Origin of the sequence: Glaciibacter sp. 2TAF33 (genome assembly GCF_052114945.1) — a bacterium.
Classification (GTDB): Bacteria; Actinomycetota; Actinomycetes; order Actinomycetales; family Microbacteriaceae; genus Cryobacterium.
Window position 1 is genome coordinate 154,681 of record NZ_JBFRFS010000011.1, and the last position, 22,191, is coordinate 176,871.

The following is a 22,191-nucleotide window of genomic DNA, read 5'->3' on the forward strand; positions in this document are numbered from 1 at the left end:
AATGCAGATTCGCCGAAGCGGGCGGGAGGTGGGACGGGCTAGTGGCCCATGCCCAGACCGCCGTCGACGGGGATGACCGCTCCGGAGATGTAGCCGGAGTCATCGCCGGCGAGCCAGGCGACGACCTTCGCGACCTCGCCCGGGGTGGCGAACCGGCCAGCCGGGATGCTCTTCTTGTACGCGACCTGCTGGTCCTCCGGCAGCACCGCGGTCATCTCGGTTTCGATGAACCCGGGCGCCACCACGTTGGCGGTGATGCCGCGCGCGCCAAGCTCCCGGGTGATGGACCGGGCGAAGCCCACCAGCCCCGCCTTGGACGCCGAATAGTTGGCCTGGCCGGCCCCGCCGAACAACCCGACGACGCTGGAGATCAGCACCACCCGGCCGAACCGGGACTTGAGCATCCCCTTCGAGGCGCGTTTGACCACGCGGAACGCCCCGGTCAGGTTGGTGTCGATGACCGACGTGAAGTCGTCCTCCGACATGCGCATCAGCAACGTGTCCTTGGTGATGCCGGCGTTGGCGACGACGACCTCGACCGGGCCGAGTGCGGTCTCGATCTCGGTGAAGGCGGCGTCGACGGATGCCGAATCGGTCACGTCGGCCCGCACGGTGAGGGATCCTGCGGGCCCGTCACCGGAGCGCGCGGTGACGGCGACCCGGTGGCCCTGGGCCACGAACTCCTCTGCGATCGCGAAACCGATGCCTCGGTTACCTCCGGTGACAAGGACAGTTCTGGCAGTCGTCATGGATTCAAGCTTAGGGCGTGCCTCCTGGCGCCCCGGTGGGACGTAGGCTTGGAGCAGCGGACCCGGCAAGAGGTTCCCCAAGCGATAGCCAGAAATGAAGCAACAGTCGATCACGTCGCTCCCCCTCTCCCCCGAGGCTGAGCGACGTAACCGCATGATCAAGTACTCGATCACCATGGGCATCCGTGTGGTCTGCATCATCATGATGCTGTTCGTGCAGGGCTGGTGGTTGCTGGTCTTCGCCCTCGGGGCGATACTGCTGCCGTACATCGCCGTCGTGATCGCCAACGTGCACGCTGATCCGCGCGGCGCGAACGTGTACCGTCCCGGGGCGATCGAGCTCTTCCGGGGCGACGGCGACCCGGAAGCCCAAGCGCATAACGGCGATGTGCCGCGCGCTGCCGCCGGGGACGACGCCGCCACCGGCGGCGCCGGGACGGATCGCGCCGGGACGGATCGCGCCGGGACTGATCGTGCCGAGACGGACAATGCGGACCGGCGAGACGCGGACGGGTCGGCGGCATGATCGGCATCGGCGGACTGGGCGGCGAGCTCGACCAGGTGGCGTGCTCCCGGGCGCTGTGCCACGAAACCGCGACCTGGCGGCTGGACTGGAGGAACCCGCGCATCCACGCCGAAGACCGGGTGAAGACCTGGCTCGCCTGTGACGAGCACGTGGACTACCTGCGCGAATTCCTGGCGGCACGGGACTTCCCGCTCACCGTGGCGCCCCTCTCCACCACCGGGCGTCCCGTGGCGGGCACAGCATGATCGGCTGGAAATTCGCGTTCACCCGGCGGTGGGCGGGCTACCTGGTGCTGACCATCCTGTTCGCGGCGGTCTGCTCCGGGCTGGGCTTCTGGCAGCTCGCCAGACGGGATGAGGCCCTGGCCGAGGTCGCCAAGGTCGACGCGAACTTCGACGCCACCCCGGTCCCCGTCGCCGACGCCCTGCCCACGCTGGAATCGTTCGACGAATCCCAGAAGTGGATGCCGGTGGAGCTCACCGGGACCTACCTCACCGACGAGGAACTCCTGGTTCGGAACCGCCCGCTGAACATCAACCCGGGATTCGAGGTGCTCACTCCGCTGCTCCTCACCGACGGTTCGGTGTTCATCGTGGATCGCGGCTGGCTGCCGACCGGCGAAGACCAGGATGCCCCCGACGTGGTTCCGCCGGCCCCGTCAGGGCAGGTGACCGTCGTCGCGCGGCTGAAAGCCGGCGAGCCGTCACTGGCGGGACGCACGGCCAGCGGCAACCAAATCGCCACGATCAACCTGGCGGATGTCGCGAAGCGGGTCGGTGAGCCCACGTACACCGGCGCCTACGGGCTGATGGCGTCGGAGAACCCGGCCCCGGCGGAGCGACCCGCCGCCGTGACCCGGCCGGTGCGCGACGAAGGCCCGCACCTGTCCTACGCGTTCCAGTGGTTCGTGTTCGGGCTGCTGGCGTTCGTGGGCCTCGGCTGGGCGATCCGGCAGGAGTACCGCACCGTGAACGCCGACGACCCGGAGGAACGCGTGCGCGCTGCCGAGCGGTTACGCCGTAAGGCTGCGAAGCCGCGCAGCGATGCCGAGGTCGAAGACGAACTGCTCGACCGGCACCGTTAGCCCGAGCGGATGCCTGCCCGCGCCGCGTGGTCAGGCCAGCGTGATCAGGTCGAGGTAGTCCTTGTTCCAGTGGTCCTCTGTGCCGTCTGGCATGATCAGGACACGCTCAGGGTTGAGCGCCTCGACGGCTCCCTCGTCGTGGCTCACCAGCACGACGGCTCCGCTGTAGTGGGCCAGGGCGTCGAGGATCTCCTCGCGGCTGGCCGGGTCCAGGTTGTTTGTCGGTTCATCGAGGAGCAGCACGTTGGCGCCGGAGACGACGATCATGGCCAGGGCAAGCCGGGTCTTCTCGCCGCCGGAGAGCACCCCCGCCAGCTTGTTCGAGTCGTCGCCGGTGAACAGGAACGACCCGAGCACCCGCCGCGCTTCCATCTCGGTGATGTTCGGCGATGAGGACACCATGTTCTGCAGCACCGAGCGCTGGACGTCGATGGTCTCGTGCTCCTGCGCGTAGTAGCCGATCCGCAGGCCGTGGCCCGGTTCGATCTGCCCGGTGTCGGGCTGGTCGACGCCCGCCAGCATCCGCAGCAACGTGGTCTTGCCGGCGCCGTTGAGTCCCAGGATGACGACCTTGGAGCCCCGGTCGATGGCGAGGTCGACGGCCGCGAAGATCTCCAGTGAGCCGTAGCTCTTGGAGAGGTTGGTGGCCATCAGCGGTGTGCGGCCGCAGGGTGCCGGTTCGGGGAAGCGCAGTTTCGCGACCCGTTCGACGGCGCGCACGGCGTCCAACCCGGACAGGAGCTTCTCAGCGCGGGCCACCATCTGGTGGGCCGCCGCGGCCTTGCTGGCCTTGGCCCCGAACTTCGCGGCCTGCAGTTGCAGGGTGGACGCCTTCTTCTCGGCGTTCGCGCGTTCCTTCTTGCGACGTTCAGCATCCGCTTCACGCTGGCGCAGGTAGTGCTTCCAGTTCATGTTGTAGATGTCGATCACCATGCGGTTGGCGTCGAGGTAGAAGACCCGGTTGACCGTGTCGCCGACGAGCTCGATGTCGTGGCTGATGATGATGCATCCGCCGCGGTAGTTCTTGACGAACTCGCGCAGCCAGACCACGGAGTCGGCGTCGAGGTGGTTGGTGGGCTCGTCGAGGATCATGGTGTCCGCGGCGGAGAACAGGATCCTGGCGAGTTCGATGCGCCGGCGCTGGCCGCCGGAGAGCGTCTTCAGCTGCTGGTCCAGGATGCGGTCGGGGAGGCTGAGGTTGCTGGCGATCGACGCAGCCTCGGCTTCGGCGGCGTACCCGCCGAGGGCGTTGAACTGGTCGGTCAGGCTGCCGTACTTCTTCATCGCCGCGGCGCTGACCTTCGGGTCTGCGCTGCCCATGTCGAGGCCGGACTTCTGCATGCCCAGTGCGATCGTGCCGAGGCCGCGCGCGTCCAGGATGCGCGTGCGGGCCAGCATCTCCGGGTCGCCCGATCGTGGGTCCTGCGGGAGGTAGCCGATCTCGCCGGAGCGTTCGATGTGCCCCTTCGTGGGCAGGGTCTCCCCCGCCAGGGTCTTGGTCAGCGTGGTCTTGCCGGCGCCGTTGCGGCCGACGAGGCCGATCTTGTCGCCGTTCGAGACACGGAAATTGACGTCCTCCATGAGCACGCGAGCTCCGACTCGGATCTCGAGATCTTGCACATTGAGCACAGCAATGGTCCGTTCAGAAAGGTAGTGGGGGTGAGCGGCCCGACCGGGCCAACTCTCTAGTATATTTGCTCGTCGCCGGGCCTGGTGCCGCGTCGGCGGGCTTGGGGGTTTTCTAGCTCAGGGCGGCCGTGAGTGCGGTGCGAAGCCAGCTGCGGTAGGCGTCCAACGACCAGCCGACGTCACCGACCAGGGTGCGGTACACCTGCGGGTGCCCGATCGACCAGATCAGCGCTGCCGCCTCGTGGTCGCTGAGTCCCCGGCGAAGGCCCCGCCGCTCGCGGAGTGCCGCCGCCGCCTCGCCGTAGTTCACCAGCCGCTGGGTGGCCCGGCGCTGCTCCAGCTTCGCGATCTCGGGGTCGACGGCCGCCGCCTGGGCGATCACCTGGAACACCGCCGCGGTGCGCACGTGCACTTCAGCGAACCAGTCGGCGAGTACCGCGATCACGTCGGGCGGGGTCCGGGTGGCGGCGATCCGCTCGCGCATCACCGCGGGCACCAGGCTCGGTGCTGCGGGTCCGGCCGCGGCCAGGTCGAGGACCGCCGACAACACGTCGGACTTGTTGCCGATCGAGTTGTAGATCGTCTGCACCGCGACACCGGCCTCGTCGGCGATCGCGCCGATCGAGGTCGCCACGTAACCGCGCTCAAGCATGAGCGCCCGGGCTGCCTCGGCGATGTCGGTCTTCATCGCAAGGGTCTGCATGGCTCGTCGGCTGCGCCGAGTGGGAACCGGTGACTCGGTGGGGGTCGCTGCGGGTTGCGGGGCGCTGGCGGGGCTATGACTGGGATCGTCCATCTAATTAGAATAGCGTTCTAATCCATAGAATGGTATTCTAAGACTGCATCGGGGGGCACTGCGTGAGGCAACGGAGGCTCATCATGTCGGAGATCACACACATTCCCACCGTCGTCGTGGGCGGCGGGCAGGCCGGGTTGGCCGTGGGCCGCGAACTGTCCCGGCGCGGCCAGGGCTACCTGATCCTGGAGAGGAACCCGCGCATCGGGGAGTCCTGGCGCCGGCGCTGGGACTCGCTTCGGTTGTTCACGCCGGCCCAGTACGACGCGCTCCCTGACCTGCCGTTTCCCGCTGCCCGTGGGAGCGTTCCGACGAAGGACGAGGTGGCCGGCTACCTGGAGGACTACGCGTCGGTATTCGGGCTGCGGGTGGAACTCGGCCGAAGCGTCACGCGCGCGGCCCGCAGCGCACCCGCCGGCGCATCCGCTCGCCCTGCGAATGACGGCAGTGCGTCGATCCGGCCGGCCTGGCGGCTCGACACTGACGCCGGACCCATCACCGCCGACAATGTCGTGGTCGCTACCGGCACCAACGACCTCCCTCGCACTCCCGAATTGGCCGCCGGCCTCCGAGAGGGAATCCGGCAATTGCACGCGTCCGAGTATCGGAATCCGGCGCAGTTGCCGGCCGGCGACGTGCTCGTGGTCGGAGCGGGGACATCCGGTGCGGAAATCGCCATCGAGCTCGCGGCGACGCACCGGGTGGTACTCGCTGGTCGCCCCACCGTGCACATCCCGGAGGTCCTGTTCAAGCGTGCGGGGGGCCTGTACTGGCGATTCGTGAGCTCGGTCCTGACCCGGTCGACGCCGATGGGACGCCGGGCGGCCGCGGGCTTCCTGAACCGTGGTGCGCCGCTGATCCGGGTGTCGATGGACCAGGTGGACCGGGCCGGAGTGGAGCGCCGCGGCCGGGTAGAGGGCACGGCCGATGGCTGGCCGGTCGTCGAGGGGCGCGCGGTGCAACCGGCAACGATCATTTGGGCCACCGGCTACCGGCCGGACTTCAGCTGGCTTGACGGCCTCGAGGTGGATCAGCGCGGCTGGCCCGTGCACGAGCGCGGCGTGGTCGGCGCCCTGCCGGGGCTCTACTTCGTCGGGATCCCGTTCCAGTACGCGCTGACCTCGGGACTCCTCGGCGGCGTTGGTCGGGATGCCGCATACATCGCCGACCAGCTGGTGCGCACCCCCGCACGCGAGAACGCACTTGTTGGGGTTATAAGGCGTTCATAAGCCCAACAAGTGCGTTCTCGGCGAAGGGGCGGAGGAGGGGCCTAGATGGCGAAGCCGAGTGCGCGCATCATGTCGCGGCCGTCGTCGGTGATCTTCTCGGGACCCCACGGCGGCATCCAGACCCAGTTGATCCGGAACTGTTCGACGACTCCGTCAAGGGCCTGGGCGGTCTGCTCCTCGAGCACGTCGGTCAGCGGGCAGCCGGCCGAGGTGAGGGTCATGTGGATGATGAGAGCGTCGTTCTCGTCATCCCAGCCGAGGTCGTAAATGAGCCCGAGGTCGACGACGTTGATGCCGAGCTCGGGGTCCATGACGTCTTTGAGCGCCTCTTCGATTTCATCGAAGCGCGCCGGGCTGAGTGTGGAAACCATGCTTCTAGCCTACGTTCGTGTCGACCAAATAGCGATCGTAGCCCTCGTCCTCGAGCCGGTCGGCGAGTTCGGCGCCGCCCTGCTCGGCGATCCGGCCGGCCACGAACACGTGCACGAAGTCGGGCTTGATGTAGCGCAGGATCCGCGTGTAGTGGGTGATCAACACCACGCCGAGGCCGGTGTTGGCCTTGGCCCGGTTGACGCCCTCCGAGACGATTTTGAGCGCGTCGACGTCGAGGCCGGAGTCGGTCTCGTCGAGGATGCCGAACTTGGGCTTCAGCAGTTCGAGCTGCAGGATCTCGTTGCGCTTCTTCTCGCCGCCGGAGAAGCCCTCGTTGACGTTGCGCTCGGCGAAGCTCTTGTCCATCCGCAGGTTCGACATCGACTCGCGCACGTCCTTGATCCAGCCCCGGATGGCCGGCGCTTCGCCGTCGATCGCGGTCTTGGCGGTGCGGAGGAAGTTGGTGACGGTGACGCCGGGGATCTCCACCGGGTACTGCATCGCCAGGAAGAGGCCGGCCCGGGCGCGCTCGTCGACGGTCATCGCCAGCACGTCAGCGCCGTCCAGGGTGATCGATCCGCTTTCCACGTGGTACTTCGGGTGGCCGGCGATCGTGTACGCGAGGGTGGACTTGCCGGAACCGTTCGGCCCCATGATGGCGTGGATCTCGCCCTCTTGGATGCTCAGGTCGACGCCGCGCAGGATGTGCTTGGTGCCCTGGTCGGTTTCGACGCTGACGTGCAGGTCTTTGATCTCAAGAACAGACATTGATTCGTGAACTCTTTCTCTTCTGGCGCTGGCGTGCTGGTGCTAGACGGCCAGGATGACAGTGGGGTCGATGTAGACGTCGCCGTCGACCAGGCTGACCTGGTAGACCGGGACGGGTTCGTAGGCAGGCAGCGTGAGCGGCTTGCCGGTGCGGAGGGAGAACTTGGAGCCGTGGGCCCAGCATTCGAGGGAGGGCCCATCGTCCCTTCCGGACGAGGGAGCGTCCTCGACGAAGCCCTCGGAGAGCGAGATGTCGCCGTGGGTGCAGGTGTCGCCGATGGCGAACACGTCCCCGGCGGCGTCCCGGACCAGGGCGATCGGGATGCCGTCGATCTCGATCTTCACGGGCTGGTCGGCTTCGAGGTCGTCGAATGCGCAGATCTTGATTCCGGGCATGGCTACTTCCCCTCCGTACCGAGCAGCTCGGCTTCAATGGCGGCGTTCAGCCGCTCTTGCAGGTGGGGGACGCCGAGCTGTTGCACGATCTCGGTGAGGAAGCCGCGCACGACGAGGCGACGAGCCTCGTCCTCCGGGATGCCACGGGCCTGCAGGTAGAACAGCTGCTCGTCGTCGAACCGACCGGTGGCGCTCGCGTGCCCGGCGCCGAGGATGTCGCCGGTCTCGATCTCCAGGTTGGGGACCGAGTCGGCGCGGGTGCCCTCGGTCAGCACCAGGTTTCGGTTCTGCTCGTAACTGTCGGTTCCGGTGGCCGTGTTGCTGATCAGGACGTCGCCGATCCAGACGGTGCGCGCGCCCTCGCCCTGCAGGGCGCCCTTGTAGGTGACCCGGCTGCGGCTGTGCGGGGCGTCGTGGTTGATGTACACCTGCTGTTCGAGGTGCTGGCCGGCGTCGGCGAAGTACAGGCCGAGGGCCTCGATGTCCGAACCCGACCCGACCAGGTGCACCGACGGGTTGACCCGCACGATGCTGCCACTGAGCGAGACCACGACGTGCTTGAGCCTGGCGTCACGGCCGACGGATGCGAAGTGGTTGGTCAGGTGCACCGCGCTGTCGTCCCACTCCTGCAGGCTGACCACGGTGAGGTTCGAGGATTCGCCGAGGATGATCTCGACGTTCTCGCTGAGCCGGGCCTGGCCGAGGTTTTCCAGGATGATGACGGCCTGGCTGAACGGCTTGGCCTCGATGATGGTGTGGGCGCCGCGCGGGGCGGTTCCGAGCTCTGAACGGGTGAGGGTGAATTCCTGCGGTTCCTCCCCGCTGACGGTGATCGCGAGGGCAGAGTCGAACGAGCTCCAGGCGTTGGCGGAGGCGCGCTCTTCCGGTTGCCCGGCCTGCCCGATGCGGGCGTCGTCGCGGCCCACCCACTCAACGGTGACTCCCCCAGGCGCGACTCCCCCAGGCGCGACTCCCCCGGGCGCGGCTCCGGACACGCCGCTGCCGGCGGCATCCGTCGTATCGACCGGGTACGTCGAGCCGTCGAGTTCGCCGGCGGTGAGGTCGGTGAACTTCGCCACCGGCGAGAAGCGCCAGACGGCCTCGCGGCCGGTGACCGGCCCGAAGTCGGCCACGTCCACGCTCTTGAACCGCTCGGAGCGGGTCTGCACGGGGACGAACCCGAAACGACCGTCGGAGTGCTCCTTGATGCCGTGCTGTTCTGCTGTGGGAAGGGCTGAAGATGTTGATACAGCAGACATTTAGCCGACGGATCCTTCCATGCCCATTTCAATGAGCTTGTTGAGCTCCAGGGCGTACTCCATCGGGAGCTCCCTGGCGATGGGTTCGATGAAGCCGCGCACGATCATGGCCATGGCCTCGGTCTCGGGCATGCCGCGGCTCATCAGGTAGAAGAGTTGCTCTTCGCTGACCTTCGAGACCGTGGCCTCGTGGCCGAGCTTGACGTCGTCGACGCGGATGTCGATGGACGGGTAGGTGTCGGAGCGCGACTGGGTGTCCACGAGCAGCGCATCACAGATGACGGAGTTCGAGGAGTGGTGCGCCGTCGCGTCGATGCGCACCTCGCCGCGGTACCCGGAGCGACCGCCGCCGCGCGCGATCGACTTGGAGACGATCGACGACTGGGTGTACGGCGCCATGTGCACCATCTTGGCGCCCGCGTCCTGGTGCTGGCCGGGGCCGGCGAACGCCACGGACAGCGTCTCGCCCTTGGCGTGCTCGCCCATCAGGTAGATCGACGGGTACTTCATGGTCACCTTGGAGCCGATATTGCCGTCGACCCATTCCATGGTGGCGCCTTCGGCAGCCGTCGCCCGCTTGGTGACAAGGTTGTAGACGTTGTTCGACCAGTTCTGGATGGTGGTGTAGCGCACCCGGGCGTTCTTCTTCACCACGATCTCCACGACCGCGGAGTGCAGCGAGTCTGAGGTGTAGATGGGCGCGGTGCACCCCTCGATGTAGTGCACGTAGCTGCCCTCGTCGGCGATGATCAGCGTGCGCTCGAACTGGCCCATGTTCTCGGTGTTGATGCGGAAGTAAGCCTGGAGCGGGATCTCGACGTGCACGCCGGGCGGCACGTAGACGAAGGAGCCGCCGGACCATGCCGCAGTGTTGAGCGCTGCGAACTTGTTGTCTCCGCTGGGGATGACGGTGCCGAAGTACTCCTCGAAGACCTCGGGGTATTCGCGGAGCGCCGTGTCGGTGTCGGTGAAGATGACACCTTGGGCGGTCAGGTCTTCCCGGATCTGGTGGTAGACCACCTCGGACTCGTACTGGGCCGTGACGCCGGCGACGAGGCGCGAGCGCTCGGCCTCGGGGATGCCGAGCTTCTCATAGGTGTTCTTGATGTCGTCTGGCAGGTCTTCCCAGGTCTGGGCCTGCTTCTCGGTCGACCGCACGAAGTACTTGATGTTGTCGAAGTCGATGTCGGAGAGGTCGGCTCCCCAGGTGGGCATGGGCTTGCGCTCGAACAGCTGCAGTGCCTTGAGACGGCGCTTGAGCATCCACTCTGGTTCGTTCTTCAGGCGAGAGATGTCGGCGACGACCTCTGGCGAGATACCGCGTTTGGCGGATGCGCCGGCAGCGTCGGAGTCGGACCAGCCGAACTCGTACACCCCGAGACTGTTCAGTTCGGGGCGGTCTAGCAAAACGTCCGACATGTCTACCTCTTCTCCCACCCACAACAACCCGGATATCAGTCCGGTCATTCCCGGGCATGCCTCCAGCGGGGCACAACCAAGCAATGGATTGTGTGGACGGCTACGTTGCGTACCTAAGATGTTCACGGACACGGATGGCGAACGCATGTCGCGCCTGCCTGTCGCATCGAGTAGCGGGTGCACCCGTGAAACACCTAATTCTACAGGGTGCGACCCGGATATATAGCGATTGCACGGCGTTTTCACATGCAGCGCATACGAACGCATGTTTTCGAGGAATGGATCTGAACTGGTGAAGCGCTTGGTGTCATGGCTGCCCGATCGCGTCGACGGACGCCTGCGGGTGATTGCCTGGGTTTATCTCGTGGCGCAGATCCTGCTGGTCGGAACCGGTGGGCTGGTGCGCCTGACCAGCTCAGGGCTCGGGTGCCCCACCTGGCCGAAGTGTTCGGAAGACTCGTTCGTGAATACCCCGGAAATGGGCATCCACGGCATCATCGAGTTCGGCAACCGGGTGCTCGGCGTCGCACTCGGCCTGCTCGCGATCCTCGCGTTCGTCGCGATCCTGCGGCTGCGGAAGCAACGCCCCGACTTGTTCTGGCTGACCCTGTTGGCCGGTCTCGGCATCCCGGCCCAGGCGATCATCGGCGGGATCACCGTCCTCACCCAGCTCAACCCGTACGTGGTGGGGCTGCACTTCGTGGTTTCAGCGGGCCTCACCGTGCTCTGCACGACGTTCCTGTACCGGGTGGCCACCGTGCCCGGTGAGCGGATGCTCCGGGCGCCGGCCTGGTTCGCCACTGTTTCGCAGTTGACCGCGATTGCCGTGGCGGTCACCGTCGTGGTGGGGATCCTGACCACGGGTTCGGGCCCGCACGCCGGGGATGCCGGTGCGCGGCGCAATGACCTGGATTCGGAGTTCCTGCAGCACGTGCACAGCTGGCCGGCCTACACCGCGTTCGTGCTCACGGTGCTGCTGGTGGTCGCCGCATACCGCCTCCGGCTTGCCGTGCGGGGCTGGACCGCGCTGCTGCTGGCGGTTGAGCTGGTGCAGATCGGAGTCGGACTGCTCCAGGCCAACACGGGGCTCCCGCCGCTCCTGGTCGGCGTGCACATGGTGCTCGCCTGCATCCTGGTCGCCGCGATGACCGCGGTGCTGCTGAACCTCCGGGCGCCGGTGTCACCCGGCCGGTCGGTGGACGGCGCCGCCGGCAGAGCGACCGCACCCGAGGCATCCGCTCGACCGCGGTAACGCTCGCACTGCGGTTTCCCGCTCGCGCTGCGGTTTCCTGCTCGCGCTGCGGTTTCCCGCTCGCGCTGCGGTTTCCTGCTCGCGCGGATGGCAGGCCATGCGCGCGTGGTCAAATCCTCAGCGCGACGGTACCGCGGCACCCATGGCATCCGCTTGCCGGCGATACCGACGGGCTCGCGGATCGGCAACGCACCAGCGCCAGTACGCCAAGGCCAGCAAGGTCGCGCCAGTAAGGTAGCGCCAGCAAGGTAGCGCCAGCGCCAGTACAACGCAGCGCTAGTACCGCGGCGCGAACCTCAGAACGGCAGCAGCGGGTCGACGCCGACAGCCACGAAGACCAGGGTGAGATAGGCGATGGAGCCGTGGAAGACCCGCATCGGCGACACGTGCTCGTGGCGGATGGCGAGGTTGTACAGCCGGTGGGTCTCGTAGATGAACCAGGCGCCCACCACCAGGGCGATGAAACTGTAGGTGATGCCCATTCCCGCGACCGGGATCAGCAGCAGCGAGCACGCTACGGTCGCCCAGGCATAGAGGATGACCTGCAGGCCGACCTGCACGCGGCCACGCACGACGGAGAGCATCGGCACCCCGGCGGCGCGGTAGTCATCGCGATACTTCATCGACAGCGGCCAGTAGTGCGGTGGCGTCCAGAGGAAGATGATCGCGAACAGGATGAACGGCGGCCAGGACAGATCGTTGGTCACGGCTGCCCAGCCGATCAGAACGGGCATGCAGCCGGCCAAGCCGCCCCAGACGATGTTCTGGGCGGTACGGCGCTTGAGGATCATCGTGTACAGCACCACGTACAGCACGATTGCGGCGAAAGACAACGCCGCGGCCAGAGCGTTGGTGAACACCCAGAGCCAGGCGATCGATGCCGCGCCGAGCACCCACGCAAACACCAGCGCCTGCCGGTCGGTCAGCTCCCCCGTGACCAGGGGACGATTCTCGGTGCGCTTCATCAGCCGGTCGAGGTCGCGGTCCAGGTAGCAGTTGAACGCGCCGGCGGATCCGGCGCTCAACGCGCCGCCGACCAGGGTGGCGAGCATCAGCCAGAGACTCGGGATGCCGTTCTGCGCGAGGATCATGGTCGGCGCCGTCACGACCAGCAGCAGCTCGATCACGCGCGGCTTCGTCAAGGCGATGTATGCGCCGACGGTGCGCTTGAGGCTCCGACGGTGGTTCGTCGTGCGGGGCTCTACGGCAACGTCCATTGCTCCTCTTACACTTGTGCTGACGAGCCAATTCTAGGCCATCGCCGCGGTTGGCCGTCCGCGTCACGGACCGACACCTGACGAAGGCCGGAGCCTATACTGGGAGATGCTCGCCAAACGATGTGGGTGCTTCTGGAATCCGCAATCGAGTTCCGGGCACACGCACGATGCCGATGATGTCTCCGGCGCGCTACACCTCAGCTCAGTTAGACGCGATGGGGAGCGGGTTGCAGGCAACCCGCCCTCCTTCTTTTCAGAAGGGTCAAGATCAAGTGGCAGCATTGCAGTGGGATTCCATTGACGACAAGGCAGTAGACACCGCGCGCGTTTTGGCAGCGGATGCCGTGGAGAAGGTTGGAAATGGTCATCCTGGCACTGCCATGAGCCTCGCTCCCGCCGCGTACCTCTTGTTCCAGAAGGTCATGCGCCGGGACCCGTCCGACAACACCTGGATCGGTCGCGACCGCTTCGTGCTCTCCGCGGGCCACAGCTCACTGACGCAGTACGTGCAGTTGTACCTCGGTGGTTACGGCCTGGAACTTGACGACCTCAAGGCCCTCCGCACCTGGGGCTCCCTCACCCCCGGGCACCCCGAGTACGGACACACCGACGGCGTGGAGATCACCACCGGGCCGCTCGGTCAGGGCCTCTCCTCCGCCGTGGGCTTCGCATACGCCGCCCGCTTCGAGCGTGGCCTGTTCGACCCTGAGGCCGCCGACGGCACCAGCCCGTTCGACCACTTCATCTACACCATCGCCAGCGACGGCGACCTGGAGGAGGGCATCACCAGCGAGGCATCCTCACTGGCCGGCCACCAGGAGCTCGGGAACCTGATCGCGATCTACGACAGCAACCAGATCTCGATCGAGGACGACACCGACATCGCCTTCACCGAGGACGTCGCGAAGCGGTACGAGGCCTACCACTGGCACGTGCAGACGGTCGACTGGAAGAAGACCGGCGTCTACGTCGAAGACATCCAGGAACTCCACGCCGCGATCGAGGCGGCCAAGGCCGTCACCGACAAGCCGTCGCTGATCATCCTGAAGACCATCATCGGCTGGCCCAGCCCGAAGAAGCAGAACACCGGCAAGATCCACGGCTCCGCGCTCGGGGCCGAGGAGCTCGCAGCGGTCAAGGAGGTGCTCGGATTCGACCCCGAGCAGAACTTCGAGGTCGCAGACGAGGTCATCGCCCACACCCGCAAGGCCCTCGAGCGCGGTGCAGAGCAGCACGCCGAGTGGAACCAGAAGTTCGACGCGTGGGCCGAGGCCAACCCCGAGAACAAGGTGCTGCTGGACCGCATCCTCTCCGGCGACCTGCCGGAGGGAGTCGATGAGGCCCTCCCCGTCTTCGACGGCGGCACCGAGATCTCCACCCGCGCGGCATCCGGCAAGGTCCTGAACGCACTCGCCGGTGTGATCCCCGAGCTCTGGGGCGGTTCCGCCGACCTCGCCGAGTCCAACAACACCACCATCACCACGGCCGCCTCGTTCGTCCCGAGCGAGCGCTCCACCCACGAGTGGACCGGCAACAAGTACGGCCGCGTGCTGCACTTCGGAATCCGCGAGCACGCCATGGCCGCGATCCTCAACGGCATCGTGCTGCACGGCAACACCCGCCCGTACGGTGGCACGTTCCTCATCTTCAGCGACTACATGCGCCCCGCGGTGCGCCTGGCCGCGCTGATGAAGGCACCGTCGATCTTCGTCTGGACGCACGACTCCGTCGCGCTCGGCGAAGACGGGCCCACCCACCAGCCGATCGAACAGCTGGCCACGCTGCGTGCCATCCCGGGGCTCGACGTGGTGCGCCCCGGCGACGCCAACGAAGTGGCCTGGGCCTGGAAGAACCTGCTCGCCCGTCGTAACGGCCCGGCGGGCATCGCCCTCACCCGTCAGAACATCCCGGTGTTCGAGCGCGGAACCGGCGAAGCATCCGGCGACGTCTTCGCCTCCGCGGAGAACACCGTCAAGGGCGCATACGTGCTGGCCGAAGCCGCGAACGGCAGCCCGGATGTCATCATCATCGCCACCGGCTCCGAGGTGCAGCTGGCCGTCAACGCCCGCGAGCAGCTCAAGGCCGACGGCATCAACGCCCGCGTGGTCTCCGCCCCGAGCCTCGAATGGTTCGAGGAGCAGTCCGACGAGTACCGCGAATCGGTGCTGCCGGCATCCGTCACCGCCCGCGTCTCCGTCGAGGCCGGCCTGGCGCTGACCTGGCGTGGCTACGTCGGCGACCGGGGCCGCAGCGTCTCGATCGAGCACTTCGGCGCATCCGCTGACTACAAGACCCTGTTCCAGAAGTTCGGTATCACAACGGATGCCGTCGTGGCCGCCGCCAAGGAAACTCTCGCCGCCAACTGAGCGCCACGCACACAACGCAGTTCGTTACCCAAGGAGAAAAGTACAATGACCCAGAACACTCCCCTCGCCGAACTCTCCGCTGCCGGCGTCAGCATTTGGCTGGACGACCTGTCGCGCGAGCGCATCGTCTCCGGTGGCCTGCAGCAGCTGATCGATGAGAAGAACGTGGTCGGTGTGACCACCAACCCGACGATCTTCGCAACAGCGCTGGCCACAGGCAACGCCTACGACGAGCACCTCGCTGAGCTGGCCGCGGCCGGCAGCAGCGTGCACGACGCCGTCTTCGACATCACCACCCACGACGTGGCCACCGCCAGCGACATCTTCCGTCCGGTCTACGACCGCACCGGCGGCACCGACGGACGGGTTTCGATCGAGGTGGAGCCAGGGCTCGCCCACGACGCCGCCGGAACCATCGAGCAGGCCAAGGAGCTGTGGACCAAGGTCAACCGCCCCAACGCGATGATCAAGATCCCGGCCACGGTTGAAGGGCTCACCGCGATCACCGCGACCATCGCCGAGGGCATCAGCGTCAACGTCACGCTGATCTTCAGCCTCGAGCGCCACCGCCAGGTCATCAACGCGTACCTCGCCGGGCTCGAGAAGGCCAAGGCCGCCGGGCACGACCTGTCCACGATCCACTCGGTGGCCTCGTTCTTCGTGTCGCGGGTCGATACCGAGATCGACAAACGCCTGGTCGCGATCGGAACCGATGAAGCCCTCGCGCTCAAGAGCAAGGCCGGCATCGCCAACGCCCAGTTGGCGTACCAGGTGTATGAGCAGGCCTTCGCCACCGAGCGCGCCCAGGGGCTCATCGCCGCCGGCGCCAACAAACAGCGCCCGCTGTGGGCGTCCACCGGCGTCAAGGACCCGAGCCTGCCCGACACCCTCTACGTGACCAACCTGGTCGCCCCCGAGGTCGTCAACACCATGCCGGAGAAGACCATGCTCGCCACCTTCGACCACGGCGTGATCACCGGCGACACCGTCACCGGTTCCTACGAGGCGGCCAACGCCGTACTCGACGCCATCGCCGCACAGGGCATCTCCTACGACGAGGTCACCCAGCTGCTCGAGCAGGAAGGCGTGTCCAAGTTCGTCGTCTCCTGGGGCGAGCTGCTCGACACCGTCGCGCAGACGCTGGAGACCGCCGGCGCCAAGGCGCAGGCGCGATGAGCTTCCGCATCTCGGTGAGCGGTGCGGCGGCCGAGGCCGTCCGCACCGCGGTGCCCGCCCTGGTCGACGACCTCGTCGCATCCGGGATCACCGCACTGGACCCCACACTGTGGGGCCCTGCCGCGGAGGATGAATCCTCCAAGCGCCTCGGCTGGACCGAATCCGTTTCGGTGTCGCGTCCGCTGATCGCCGAGATCCTCGCCCTGCGTGAGTCGCTGAACGCCGCCGGCGTTGACCACATAGCACTGGCGGGCATGGGCGGGTCATCGCTGGCGCCCGAGGTGATCACCCAGACCGCAGGTGTGGAGCTGACCGTGCTCGATGCGACAGCACCGGGCCAGGTCCTGGCCGCCCTGAACGACCGGCTGGAGTCCACCGCGCTGGTGGTGTCCTCCAAGTCAGGCTCAACGGTCGAGACCGACAGCCAGTTGCGTGTGTTCCGCCGCGCGTTCGAAGCGGCCGGCATCAACCCGGCCGAGCGGATCGTGGTCGTGACCGACCCGGGGTCGCCCCTCGAGGCATCCGCTACCGCCGCCGGCTATCGCGTCTTCAACGCCGACCCGACCGTCGGGGGGCGCTACTCCGCGCTCACGGCGTTCGGCCTGGTCCCGTCCGGCCTGGCCGGCGTCGACATCGCGGAACTCCTCGACGAAGCCGAGGCGATCTCGGTCGCCCTGGCCGTTGACGCCCCTGACAACCCCGGCCTGGTGCTGGGCGCCGCCATCTCGGCAGCCACCCCGCGCCGCGACAAGCTCGCTATCGTCGCCGACGGCACCCACATTGTCGGTTTCGCCGACTGGGCTGAGCAACTGATCGCCGAGTCCACCGGCAAGCAGGGCACCGGGATCCTCCCCGTCGTCCTCGGCACGGAGGCACCGGAACTGGCGCTCGATCTTCCCGACGTGCAGGTGCTGCGGGTTGTCGACGACGCCGGGACCGAACTGTTCGCCGACCACGGCGGACGCGACGAGATCCGCGTCAGCGGCACCCTCGGTGCCCAGTTCCTGGTCTGGGAGTACGCGGTAGCCGTTGCCGGGCGCCTGCTCGACATCAACCCGTTCGACCAGCCGGATGTCGAATCCGCCAAGATCGCCACCCGCGGGCTGCTCGACGCCCAGCCGGAGCCGGAACCTGCCGCATTCGTCTCGGATGGGATCGAGGTGCGCGGCACGCCCCACGTCATCGGTGCGGCGAGCGATCTCGGCTCGGCCGTCGACGCCCTGCTCGAAGAGCTGGGGCCGGACGGCTACGTCGCCGTCCAGGCCTACGTCGATCGTTTGGCGCTGCCGCAACTCGCCGAGGTGCGCGATCTTCTTGCGACCCTGGCGAAGCGACCGGTCACCTTCGGCTGGGGCCCGCGCTTCCTGCACTCGACCGGCCAGTACCACAAGGGCGGACCCGCGAACGGCGTGTTCCTTCAAATCCTTGCCACCCCGGCGGAAGACCTCGACATCCCCGGCCGCCCGTTCACCTTCGGTGAACTCGTCCAGGCGCAGGCGAGCGGAGACGCGAGCGTGCTCGCCGAACACGGTCGACCCGTTCTCACCCTCACCCTGACGGACCCGGCCCGCAACGTCGATACCCTGTTCGACGCGCTGCGCTAAGCAGCACCTGTCGCACTCTCCCAGAGAAGGAGCTGCATGTCCCCGGTGGAAATCACCCCGGAGTTCAATCCGCTGCGTTCGCCGTCCGACTACCGCCTGAACCGCATCGCGGGGCCGTCCAGCCTCGTGATCTTCGGCGTGACCGGCGACCTCTCGCGGAAGAAACTCATGCCCGCGGTCTACGACCTCGCCAACCGGGGACTGCTTCCACCGGGCTTCGCCCTGGTCGGATTCGCCCGGAGGGACTGGGACGACCAGGACTTCATGAAGGTCGTCCACGATGCGGTCAAGGAATACTCACGCACCGAGTTCCATGAGGACGTCTGGGCGCAGTTGGCCGAGGGCATCCGCTTCGTCCCCGGAAGCTTCGACGACGACAAGGCGTTCGAACTGCTCAAGGAGACCATCGAGGCCCTGGACCGGGACCGGGGAACCATGGGCAACCACGCGTTCTACCTGTCGATCCCGCCGAAGGCGTTCCCACAGGTCACCGAGCAGCTGCGCCGTTCCGGCCTGGCCGACCAGAAGGACGACCAGTGGCGGCGCGTGGTGATCGAGAAACCATTCGGCAGCGACCTGAAGACCGCTCGCGAACTGAACAGCGTGGTGGAGTCGGTGTTCCCTGCCGACTCCGTTTTCCGCATCGATCACTACCTGGGCAAGGAGACGGTGCAGAACATCCTGGCGCTGCGCTTCGCGAACCAGCTGTTCGAGCCGATCTGGAACGCCGATTCCGTCGACCACGTGCAGATCACCATGGCTGAGGACATCGGGGTCGGCGGTCGCGCCGGCTACTACGACGGCATCGGCGCTGCCCGCGATGTCATCCAGAACCACCTGCTGCAACTGCTCGCGCTCACCGCCATGGAAGAGCCGATCTCCTTCGACGCCGCCGACCTCCGCACCGAGAAGGAGAAGGTGCTCGCATCGGTGCGGTTGCCAGAAGATCTGGCAACCGGAACCGCCCGCGGGCAGTACGCCGGCGGCTGGCAGGGCGGTGAAGAGGTGGCCGGCTTCCTGGACGAGGACGGCATGGACCCGCAGTCCGTGACCGAGACCTACGCGGCGCTGCGGCTGACCGTCGCGACCCGCCGCTGGGCGGGTGTGCCGTTCTACCTGCGGGCGGGCAAGCGGCTGGGACGCCGCGTCACGGAGATCGCCGTGGTGTTCAAGCGGGCCCCGCAGTACCTGTTCGAGGAGGGCCACACGGCCAACCTCGGGCAGAACGCCCTGGTGATCCGGGTGCAGCCCGATGAGGGCGTCACCATCCGGTTCGGCTCCAAAGTGCCCGGTGTGGGCATGCAGGTGCGCGACGTCACGATGGACTTCGGCTACGGCCACGCGTTCACCGAGGCCAGCCCCGAGGCCTACGAACGGCTGATCCTGGACGTGCTGCTCGGTGACCCGCCGTTGTTCCCGCGCCATGAGGAGGTGGAGCTCTCCTGGAAGATCCTCGACCCGATCGAGGAGTTCTGGGCGACCCAGGGGCAGCCCGAGCAGTACCGCCCCGGCACCTGGGGCCCTGATTCCTCCGATGAGCTGATGGCCCGTGACGGCCGCAAATGGAGACGCCCATGATTGTCGACCTTCCTGACACCACGACCAGCAAGATTTCGAAAGCGCTGGTGCGCATCCGTGAAGAGGGCGGCGCCGTCGCACTCGGCCGGGTGCTGACGCTCGTCATCTCGTCCACGATGGGACACGAGGAGGAGGCCATCGAGGCCGCGAACGACGCGTCCCGCGAGCACCCGATGCGGGTCATCGTCGTCTCCACCGCTGACCCGAGCAGCGAGACGGCGCAGAAACCGGAACCTCGCGTTGACGCCGAGATCCGCGTCGGCGGCGACGCCGGCGCCAGCGAGGTCATCGTGCTGCGCGCTTACGGTGATGCGGCCAGCGACCCGGAGAGCCTGGTCACCGGCCTGCTGCTCCCCGATGCGCCTGTCGTGGCCTGGTGGCCCGGCGTCGCGCCCGAGGTGCCGGCGGAGTCGCCGCTCGGGCGGATCGCCTACCGCCGGATCACCGACGCGTCGGCGCAGCCCGACCCGCAGGCAGCACTGCACAGGCTGTGCTCCAGTTATCGCCCGGGCGATACCGACTTCGCCTGGACCCGGCTCACCCTGTGGCGGGCGCAGTTGGCCGCGGTCCTCGACCAGCCGCCGTTCCAGCCGGTCACCGCCGTCGAGGTGTCAGGCGCCGCTGACTCCCCCTCGACCACCCTGCTGGCCGCCTGGCTGCACCTGGCGCTGAAGGTCCCAGTGGACTACGAACTCACCCGCGGACCGCTGGCCAACGGCATCCACGGCGTTCACCTCACCCGGGAGTCTGGCGTCATCTCGCTGGTCAGGGACGTGCCGGATGTCGCGACCCTCACCCAGCCCGGCCAGCCGCTGCAGGACATGACGCTCAAACGGCGGAACCTGCGCGACTGCCTCTCCGACGAATTACGCCGTCTCGACCCCGATGAGCTGTACGGTGAGGTTATCGTTCGCGGCTTGCCGCAACTCGACACCGCCGTCTCAGAGCAGTCTGGAGCCCCAGCGTGACAAATGAACGACGCGTCTTAGTCGCCGCCGACAAGGAGACGCTCGCAGCGGCTATCGCTGCTCGCTTCATCACCAAGACGGTCGACATCCTGGACGACCAGGAAACCGCGCATATCGTGCTCACCGGCGGCTCGCTGGGAATCATGGTGCTCGCCGCCATCAACGACTCGTCGGCGCGGGACACGATCGACTGGTCGAAGATCAGTTTCTGGTGGGGCGATGAGCGCTGGCTCGGCAGGGACGACCCGGAGCGCAACGAGCTCCAGGCCCGTACCGCGCTTTTGGACCACATCAACGTGCCCACCGGGAACATTCACCCGTTCGCATCCGCTGATGACGGGATCGACCTGGACGCGGCGGCCGCGCGTTACGCCGACGAACTGGCCGCGGCGGCTCCGGAGGGTGAGCCGTTCCCGCGGTTCGACATCACGTTCCTCGGCGTCGGGCCGGACGGTCACGTGGCCTCGCTCTTCCCGCACCTGGCCGGTATCCGTGAAACGGATGCCCCGGTGATCGCGGTCCGCAACTCGCCCAAGCCGCCGCCAGAGAGGCTCAGCCTCACCCGGCCGGTGATCAACGCGTCGGAGCGGGTGTGGCTGGTTCTCGCCGGGTCCGATAAGGCCTCTGCGCTCGGCCTGGCGCTGGCCGGCGCGAGCCGCGACGAGGTGCCTGTCGCCGGAATCAAGGGTCGGCGGCGCACCGTGTTCTTCGTGGACCGCGACGCTGCTGCGCAGGTTCCGGAGACCCTGATTTCCCCGTCGTACTAGGCCGAGTCCGGTCGGGTTCGACCGTCGTCGGACGACGAGCGCCGCTGGCCGAGATCCGAAACCGGATGCTGCTGATCGGCTGTGGCCTGCGGGTTTCCGTCGATGTCGTGGCGGCTTTACCGCTTGGAGAGGACGAAGCCGGCCTTGAGGCGGGAGCAGCGACTGTGATCGAAGCGGCGCAACGGTTCCGGGTGGCTGCGGGCGGTTACCGGCTGGTGAATGTATTCCGCCTCGCCGTGGGTCGCACGCCAGCAGGTGGCACGCTGGCTGGTTGACGGTTCGGCAGCGCGACTGATTGGCGGCTCGGATTTACGGCTCGGCGCTGACACTCGGCAGGGCGTGTGCTGAGGCCGGGTGGGCGGCGCGAGAGTCGGGCGCCTCGGCGGCCGGCCGGAGAGTTATCCACAGGCGAAATTCTTCCGAAAGTTATCCACAGGTGCTGGTCAGCAAGCATTTCCGGACGCTGGAATGTCGGTGGTGGGTGAGACGCTGGGGGCATGGAAAACATACCAGTCGCACCCGGCCGGCACCGACCGGCGCCGCCGCCCGATGTCACGACCGGCACGCGGCCGGGCGTCCCCGCCGACACCGGGCCTCGGCCTGACGCTCCTGCCGACCCCATTTCAGGCACCCGGCCGGACACCACCACCCCGTCCGGCGCCGTCCCGCCCGTCGCCGGCGTTTCGGGTGGTGTCGGGTTGTCGCCGGGGGCGGTGTTTCTGGATGAGCAGTGCCGGCTGCTGGACGCGGTGTTCGACGCGGACCGGGTGGTCGCTGCCGCGTTCGCGGCGCGGGCGGTCGCGATCGACGCGGTCCGGGTCCACAGCGAACGTGACCGTGGGGTGTCGGTGTTGAGTCCGGTGATCGCCCGCCGGTCGCTGGTCGCTGAACTCGGGTGCGGGCTGCGGCTCCCGGCGCCGTCCGCGGAGAACCTGCTCGAGGAGTCCCGGGCCCTGGTGCATACCCTCCCCGACACCCTCGCCGCCCTGGCGGCGGGGGACGCCGGGTACCGGCACGCGCAGATCCTGGTCGCTGA

Annotated in this window: 21 protein-coding genes and 1 pseudogene; 13 read left to right on the forward strand and 9 right to left on the reverse strand. The window is 67.4% G+C overall.

Annotated elements, in window-relative coordinates:
• Positions 1–38: 38 nt before the first annotated feature.
• A complete protein-coding gene (gene fabG / locus AB4Y94_RS13380) occupies positions 39–749 on the reverse strand; it encodes a 3-oxoacyl-ACP reductase FabG (RefSeq protein WP_441728323.1) in 711 nt (236 codons plus the stop codon).
• Between the two features lie 94 nt (positions 750–843).
• Here fabG and AB4Y94_RS13385 point away from each other — a divergent pair, with 94 nt between their 5' ends.
• The 3 genes from AB4Y94_RS13385 to AB4Y94_RS13395 are packed head-to-tail and all read left to right on the forward strand — an operon-like array spanning position 844 to position 2,359.
• The gene (locus tag AB4Y94_RS13385; protein ID WP_441728324.1) at positions 844–1,275 is read left to right on the forward strand and encodes a DUF3099 domain-containing protein; all 432 of its coding nucleotides are present in this window, start codon (positions 844–846) and stop codon (positions 1,273–1,275) included.
• Positions 1,272–1,520 (forward strand): hypothetical protein, encoded by a 249-nt coding sequence (locus tag AB4Y94_RS13390; protein ID WP_441728325.1) that lies wholly within the window; start codon positions 1,272–1,274, stop codon positions 1,518–1,520. Before AB4Y94_RS13385 ends, AB4Y94_RS13390 begins: the two co-directional genes overlap by 4 nt.
• On the forward strand, positions 1,517–2,359 hold the full coding sequence (locus AB4Y94_RS13395; protein WP_441728326.1) for an SURF1 family cytochrome oxidase biogenesis protein: 843 nt from the start codon (positions 1,517–1,519) through the stop codon (positions 2,357–2,359). The genes AB4Y94_RS13390 and AB4Y94_RS13395 overlap by 4 nt, the downstream gene beginning before the upstream one ends.
• A gap of 30 nt (positions 2,360–2,389) precedes the next feature.
• Here AB4Y94_RS13395 and AB4Y94_RS13400 read toward each other — a convergent pair whose 3' ends face one another.
• A complete protein-coding gene (locus AB4Y94_RS13400) occupies positions 2,390–3,988 on the reverse strand; it encodes an ABC-F family ATP-binding cassette domain-containing protein (RefSeq protein WP_441728327.1) in 1,599 nt (532 codons plus the stop codon).
• A gap of 112 nt (positions 3,989–4,100) precedes the next feature.
• Complete coding sequence (locus AB4Y94_RS13405) at positions 4,101–4,784, reverse strand: TetR/AcrR family transcriptional regulator (protein WP_441728328.1); 684 nt, start codon at positions 4,782–4,784, stop codon at positions 4,101–4,103.
• Positions 4,785–4,867: 83 nt separating this feature from the next.
• On the opposite strand from AB4Y94_RS13405, the gene AB4Y94_RS13410 reads away from it, so the two are divergent.
• The gene (locus tag AB4Y94_RS13410) at positions 4,868–6,013 is read left to right on the forward strand and encodes a flavin-containing monooxygenase (protein WP_441728329.1); all 1,146 of its coding nucleotides are present in this window, start codon (positions 4,868–4,870) and stop codon (positions 6,011–6,013) included.
• A gap of 41 nt (positions 6,014–6,054) precedes the next feature.
• Here AB4Y94_RS13410 and AB4Y94_RS13415 read toward each other — a convergent pair whose 3' ends face one another.
• From AB4Y94_RS13415 to sufB, 5 genes are read right to left on the reverse strand one after another with little or no spacing between them, the layout of a single operon-like run.
• On the reverse strand, positions 6,055–6,384 hold the full coding sequence (locus AB4Y94_RS13415) for a metal-sulfur cluster assembly factor (protein ID WP_441728330.1): 330 nt from the start codon (positions 6,382–6,384) through the stop codon (positions 6,055–6,057).
• 4 nt (positions 6,385–6,388) lie between these two features.
• Positions 6,389–7,153 carry a Fe-S cluster assembly ATPase SufC gene (sufC, locus tag AB4Y94_RS13420; RefSeq protein ID WP_441728331.1) on the reverse strand — a complete coding sequence of 255 codons (765 nt, stop codon included), beginning with the start codon at positions 7,151–7,153 and terminating at the stop codon, positions 6,389–6,391.
• 42 nt (positions 7,154–7,195) lie between these two features.
• Entirely contained in the window at positions 7,196–7,549 is a 354-nt protein-coding gene (locus AB4Y94_RS13425) for a non-heme iron oxygenase ferredoxin subunit (RefSeq protein WP_441728332.1), read from the reverse strand.
• A 2-nt stretch (positions 7,550–7,551) separates the two neighbouring features.
• A complete protein-coding gene (gene sufD, locus AB4Y94_RS13430) occupies positions 7,552–8,808 on the reverse strand; it encodes a Fe-S cluster assembly protein SufD (protein WP_441728333.1) in 1,257 nt (418 codons plus the stop codon).
• Complete coding sequence (gene sufB / locus AB4Y94_RS13435) at positions 8,809–10,227, reverse strand: Fe-S cluster assembly protein SufB (RefSeq protein WP_441728334.1); 1,419 nt, start codon at positions 10,225–10,227, stop codon at positions 8,809–8,811.
• A gap of 292 nt (positions 10,228–10,519) precedes the next feature.
• Between sufB and AB4Y94_RS13440 the strand changes: the two genes are divergently transcribed.
• Positions 10,520–11,479, forward strand: coding sequence for a COX15/CtaA family protein (locus AB4Y94_RS13440; protein WP_441728335.1), 960 nt, complete (start codon positions 10,520–10,522; stop codon positions 11,477–11,479).
• Positions 11,480–11,775: 296 nt separating this feature from the next.
• Here AB4Y94_RS13440 and AB4Y94_RS13445 read toward each other — a convergent pair whose 3' ends face one another.
• The gene (locus tag AB4Y94_RS13445; protein ID WP_441728336.1) at positions 11,776–12,696 is read right to left on the reverse strand and encodes a heme o synthase; all 921 of its coding nucleotides are present in this window, start codon (positions 12,694–12,696) and stop codon (positions 11,776–11,778) included.
• Between the two features lie 272 nt (positions 12,697–12,968).
• Here AB4Y94_RS13445 and tkt point away from each other — a divergent pair, with 272 nt between their 5' ends.
• The 8 genes and pseudogenes from tkt to AB4Y94_RS13485 all read left to right on the forward strand — a co-directional run.
• Positions 12,969–15,062, forward strand: coding sequence for a transketolase (gene tkt / locus AB4Y94_RS13450; RefSeq protein WP_441728337.1), 2,094 nt, complete (start codon positions 12,969–12,971; stop codon positions 15,060–15,062).
• A 45-nt stretch (positions 15,063–15,107) separates the two neighbouring features.
• Positions 15,108–16,238, forward strand: coding sequence for a transaldolase (gene tal / locus AB4Y94_RS13455; RefSeq protein ID WP_441728338.1), 1,131 nt, complete (start codon positions 15,108–15,110; stop codon positions 16,236–16,238).
• A complete protein-coding gene (locus AB4Y94_RS13460; protein WP_441728339.1) occupies positions 16,235–17,842 on the forward strand; it encodes a glucose-6-phosphate isomerase in 1,608 nt (535 codons plus the stop codon). Before tal ends, AB4Y94_RS13460 begins: the two co-directional genes overlap by 4 nt.
• Positions 17,843–17,878: 36 nt before the next feature.
• Positions 17,879–19,420: a glucose-6-phosphate dehydrogenase gene (gene zwf, locus AB4Y94_RS13465; RefSeq protein WP_441728340.1), complete on the forward strand. Its 1,542-nt coding sequence runs from the start codon at positions 17,879–17,881 to the stop codon at positions 19,418–19,420.
• Positions 19,417–20,388 carry a glucose-6-phosphate dehydrogenase assembly protein OpcA gene (locus AB4Y94_RS13470; RefSeq protein WP_441728341.1) on the forward strand — a complete coding sequence of 324 codons (972 nt, stop codon included), beginning with the start codon at positions 19,417–19,419 and terminating at the stop codon, positions 20,386–20,388. Before zwf ends, AB4Y94_RS13470 begins: the two co-directional genes overlap by 4 nt.
• The gene (gene pgl / locus AB4Y94_RS13475; RefSeq protein ID WP_441728342.1) at positions 20,385–21,155 is read left to right on the forward strand and encodes a 6-phosphogluconolactonase; all 771 of its coding nucleotides are present in this window, start codon (positions 20,385–20,387) and stop codon (positions 21,153–21,155) included. The genes AB4Y94_RS13470 and pgl overlap by 4 nt, the downstream gene beginning before the upstream one ends.
• Positions 21,156–21,220: 65 nt before the next feature.
• Entirely contained in the window at positions 21,221–21,430 is a 210-nt protein-coding gene (locus AB4Y94_RS13480) for a hypothetical protein (RefSeq protein WP_441728343.1), read from the forward strand.
• A gap of 222 nt (positions 21,431–21,652) precedes the next feature.
• Positions 21,653–22,191 (forward strand): annotated as a pseudogene (locus tag AB4Y94_RS13485) (hypothetical protein); the annotation flags it as partial.

Coding starts and splice junctions, on each gene's coding strand:
- fabG (WP_441728323.1), bottom strand. CDS start 749: ATGACGACTGCCAGAACTGTCCTTGTCACCGGAGGTAACCGAGGCATC.
- AB4Y94_RS13385 (WP_441728324.1), top strand. CDS start 844: ATGAAGCAACAGTCGATCACGTCGCTCCCCCTCTCCCCCGAGGCTGAG.
- AB4Y94_RS13390 (WP_441728325.1), top strand. CDS start 1,272: ATGATCGGCATCGGCGGACTGGGCGGCGAGCTCGACCAGGTGGCGTGC.
- AB4Y94_RS13395 (WP_441728326.1), top strand. CDS start 1,517: ATGATCGGCTGGAAATTCGCGTTCACCCGGCGGTGGGCGGGCTACCTG.
- AB4Y94_RS13405 (WP_441728328.1), bottom strand. CDS start 4,784: ATGGACGATCCCAGTCATAGCCCCGCCAGCGCCCCGCAACCCGCAGCG.
- AB4Y94_RS13410 (WP_441728329.1), top strand. CDS start 4,868: ATGTCGGAGATCACACACATTCCCACCGTCGTCGTGGGCGGCGGGCAG.
- AB4Y94_RS13415 (WP_441728330.1), bottom strand. CDS start 6,384: ATGGTTTCCACACTCAGCCCGGCGCGCTTCGATGAAATCGAAGAGGCG.
- sufC (WP_441728331.1), bottom strand. CDS start 7,153: ATGTCTGTTCTTGAGATCAAAGACCTGCACGTCAGCGTCGAAACCGAC.
- AB4Y94_RS13425 (WP_441728332.1), bottom strand. CDS start 7,549: ATGCCCGGAATCAAGATCTGCGCATTCGACGACCTCGAAGCCGACCAG.
- sufD (WP_441728333.1), bottom strand. CDS start 8,808: ATGTCTGCTGTATCAACATCTTCAGCCCTTCCCACAGCAGAACAGCAC.
- sufB (WP_441728334.1), bottom strand. CDS start 10,227: ATGTCGGACGTTTTGCTAGACCGCCCCGAACTGAACAGTCTCGGGGTG.
- AB4Y94_RS13445 (WP_441728336.1), bottom strand. CDS start 12,696: ATGGACGTTGCCGTAGAGCCCCGCACGACGAACCACCGTCGGAGCCTC.
- tal (WP_441728338.1), top strand. CDS start 15,108: ATGACCCAGAACACTCCCCTCGCCGAACTCTCCGCTGCCGGCGTCAGC.
- AB4Y94_RS13460 (WP_441728339.1), top strand. CDS start 16,235: ATGAGCTTCCGCATCTCGGTGAGCGGTGCGGCGGCCGAGGCCGTCCGC.
- zwf (WP_441728340.1), top strand. CDS start 17,879: ATGTCCCCGGTGGAAATCACCCCGGAGTTCAATCCGCTGCGTTCGCCG.
- AB4Y94_RS13470 (WP_441728341.1), top strand. CDS start 19,417: ATGATTGTCGACCTTCCTGACACCACGACCAGCAAGATTTCGAAAGCG.
- AB4Y94_RS13480 (WP_441728343.1), top strand. CDS start 21,221: ATGCTGCTGATCGGCTGTGGCCTGCGGGTTTCCGTCGATGTCGTGGCG.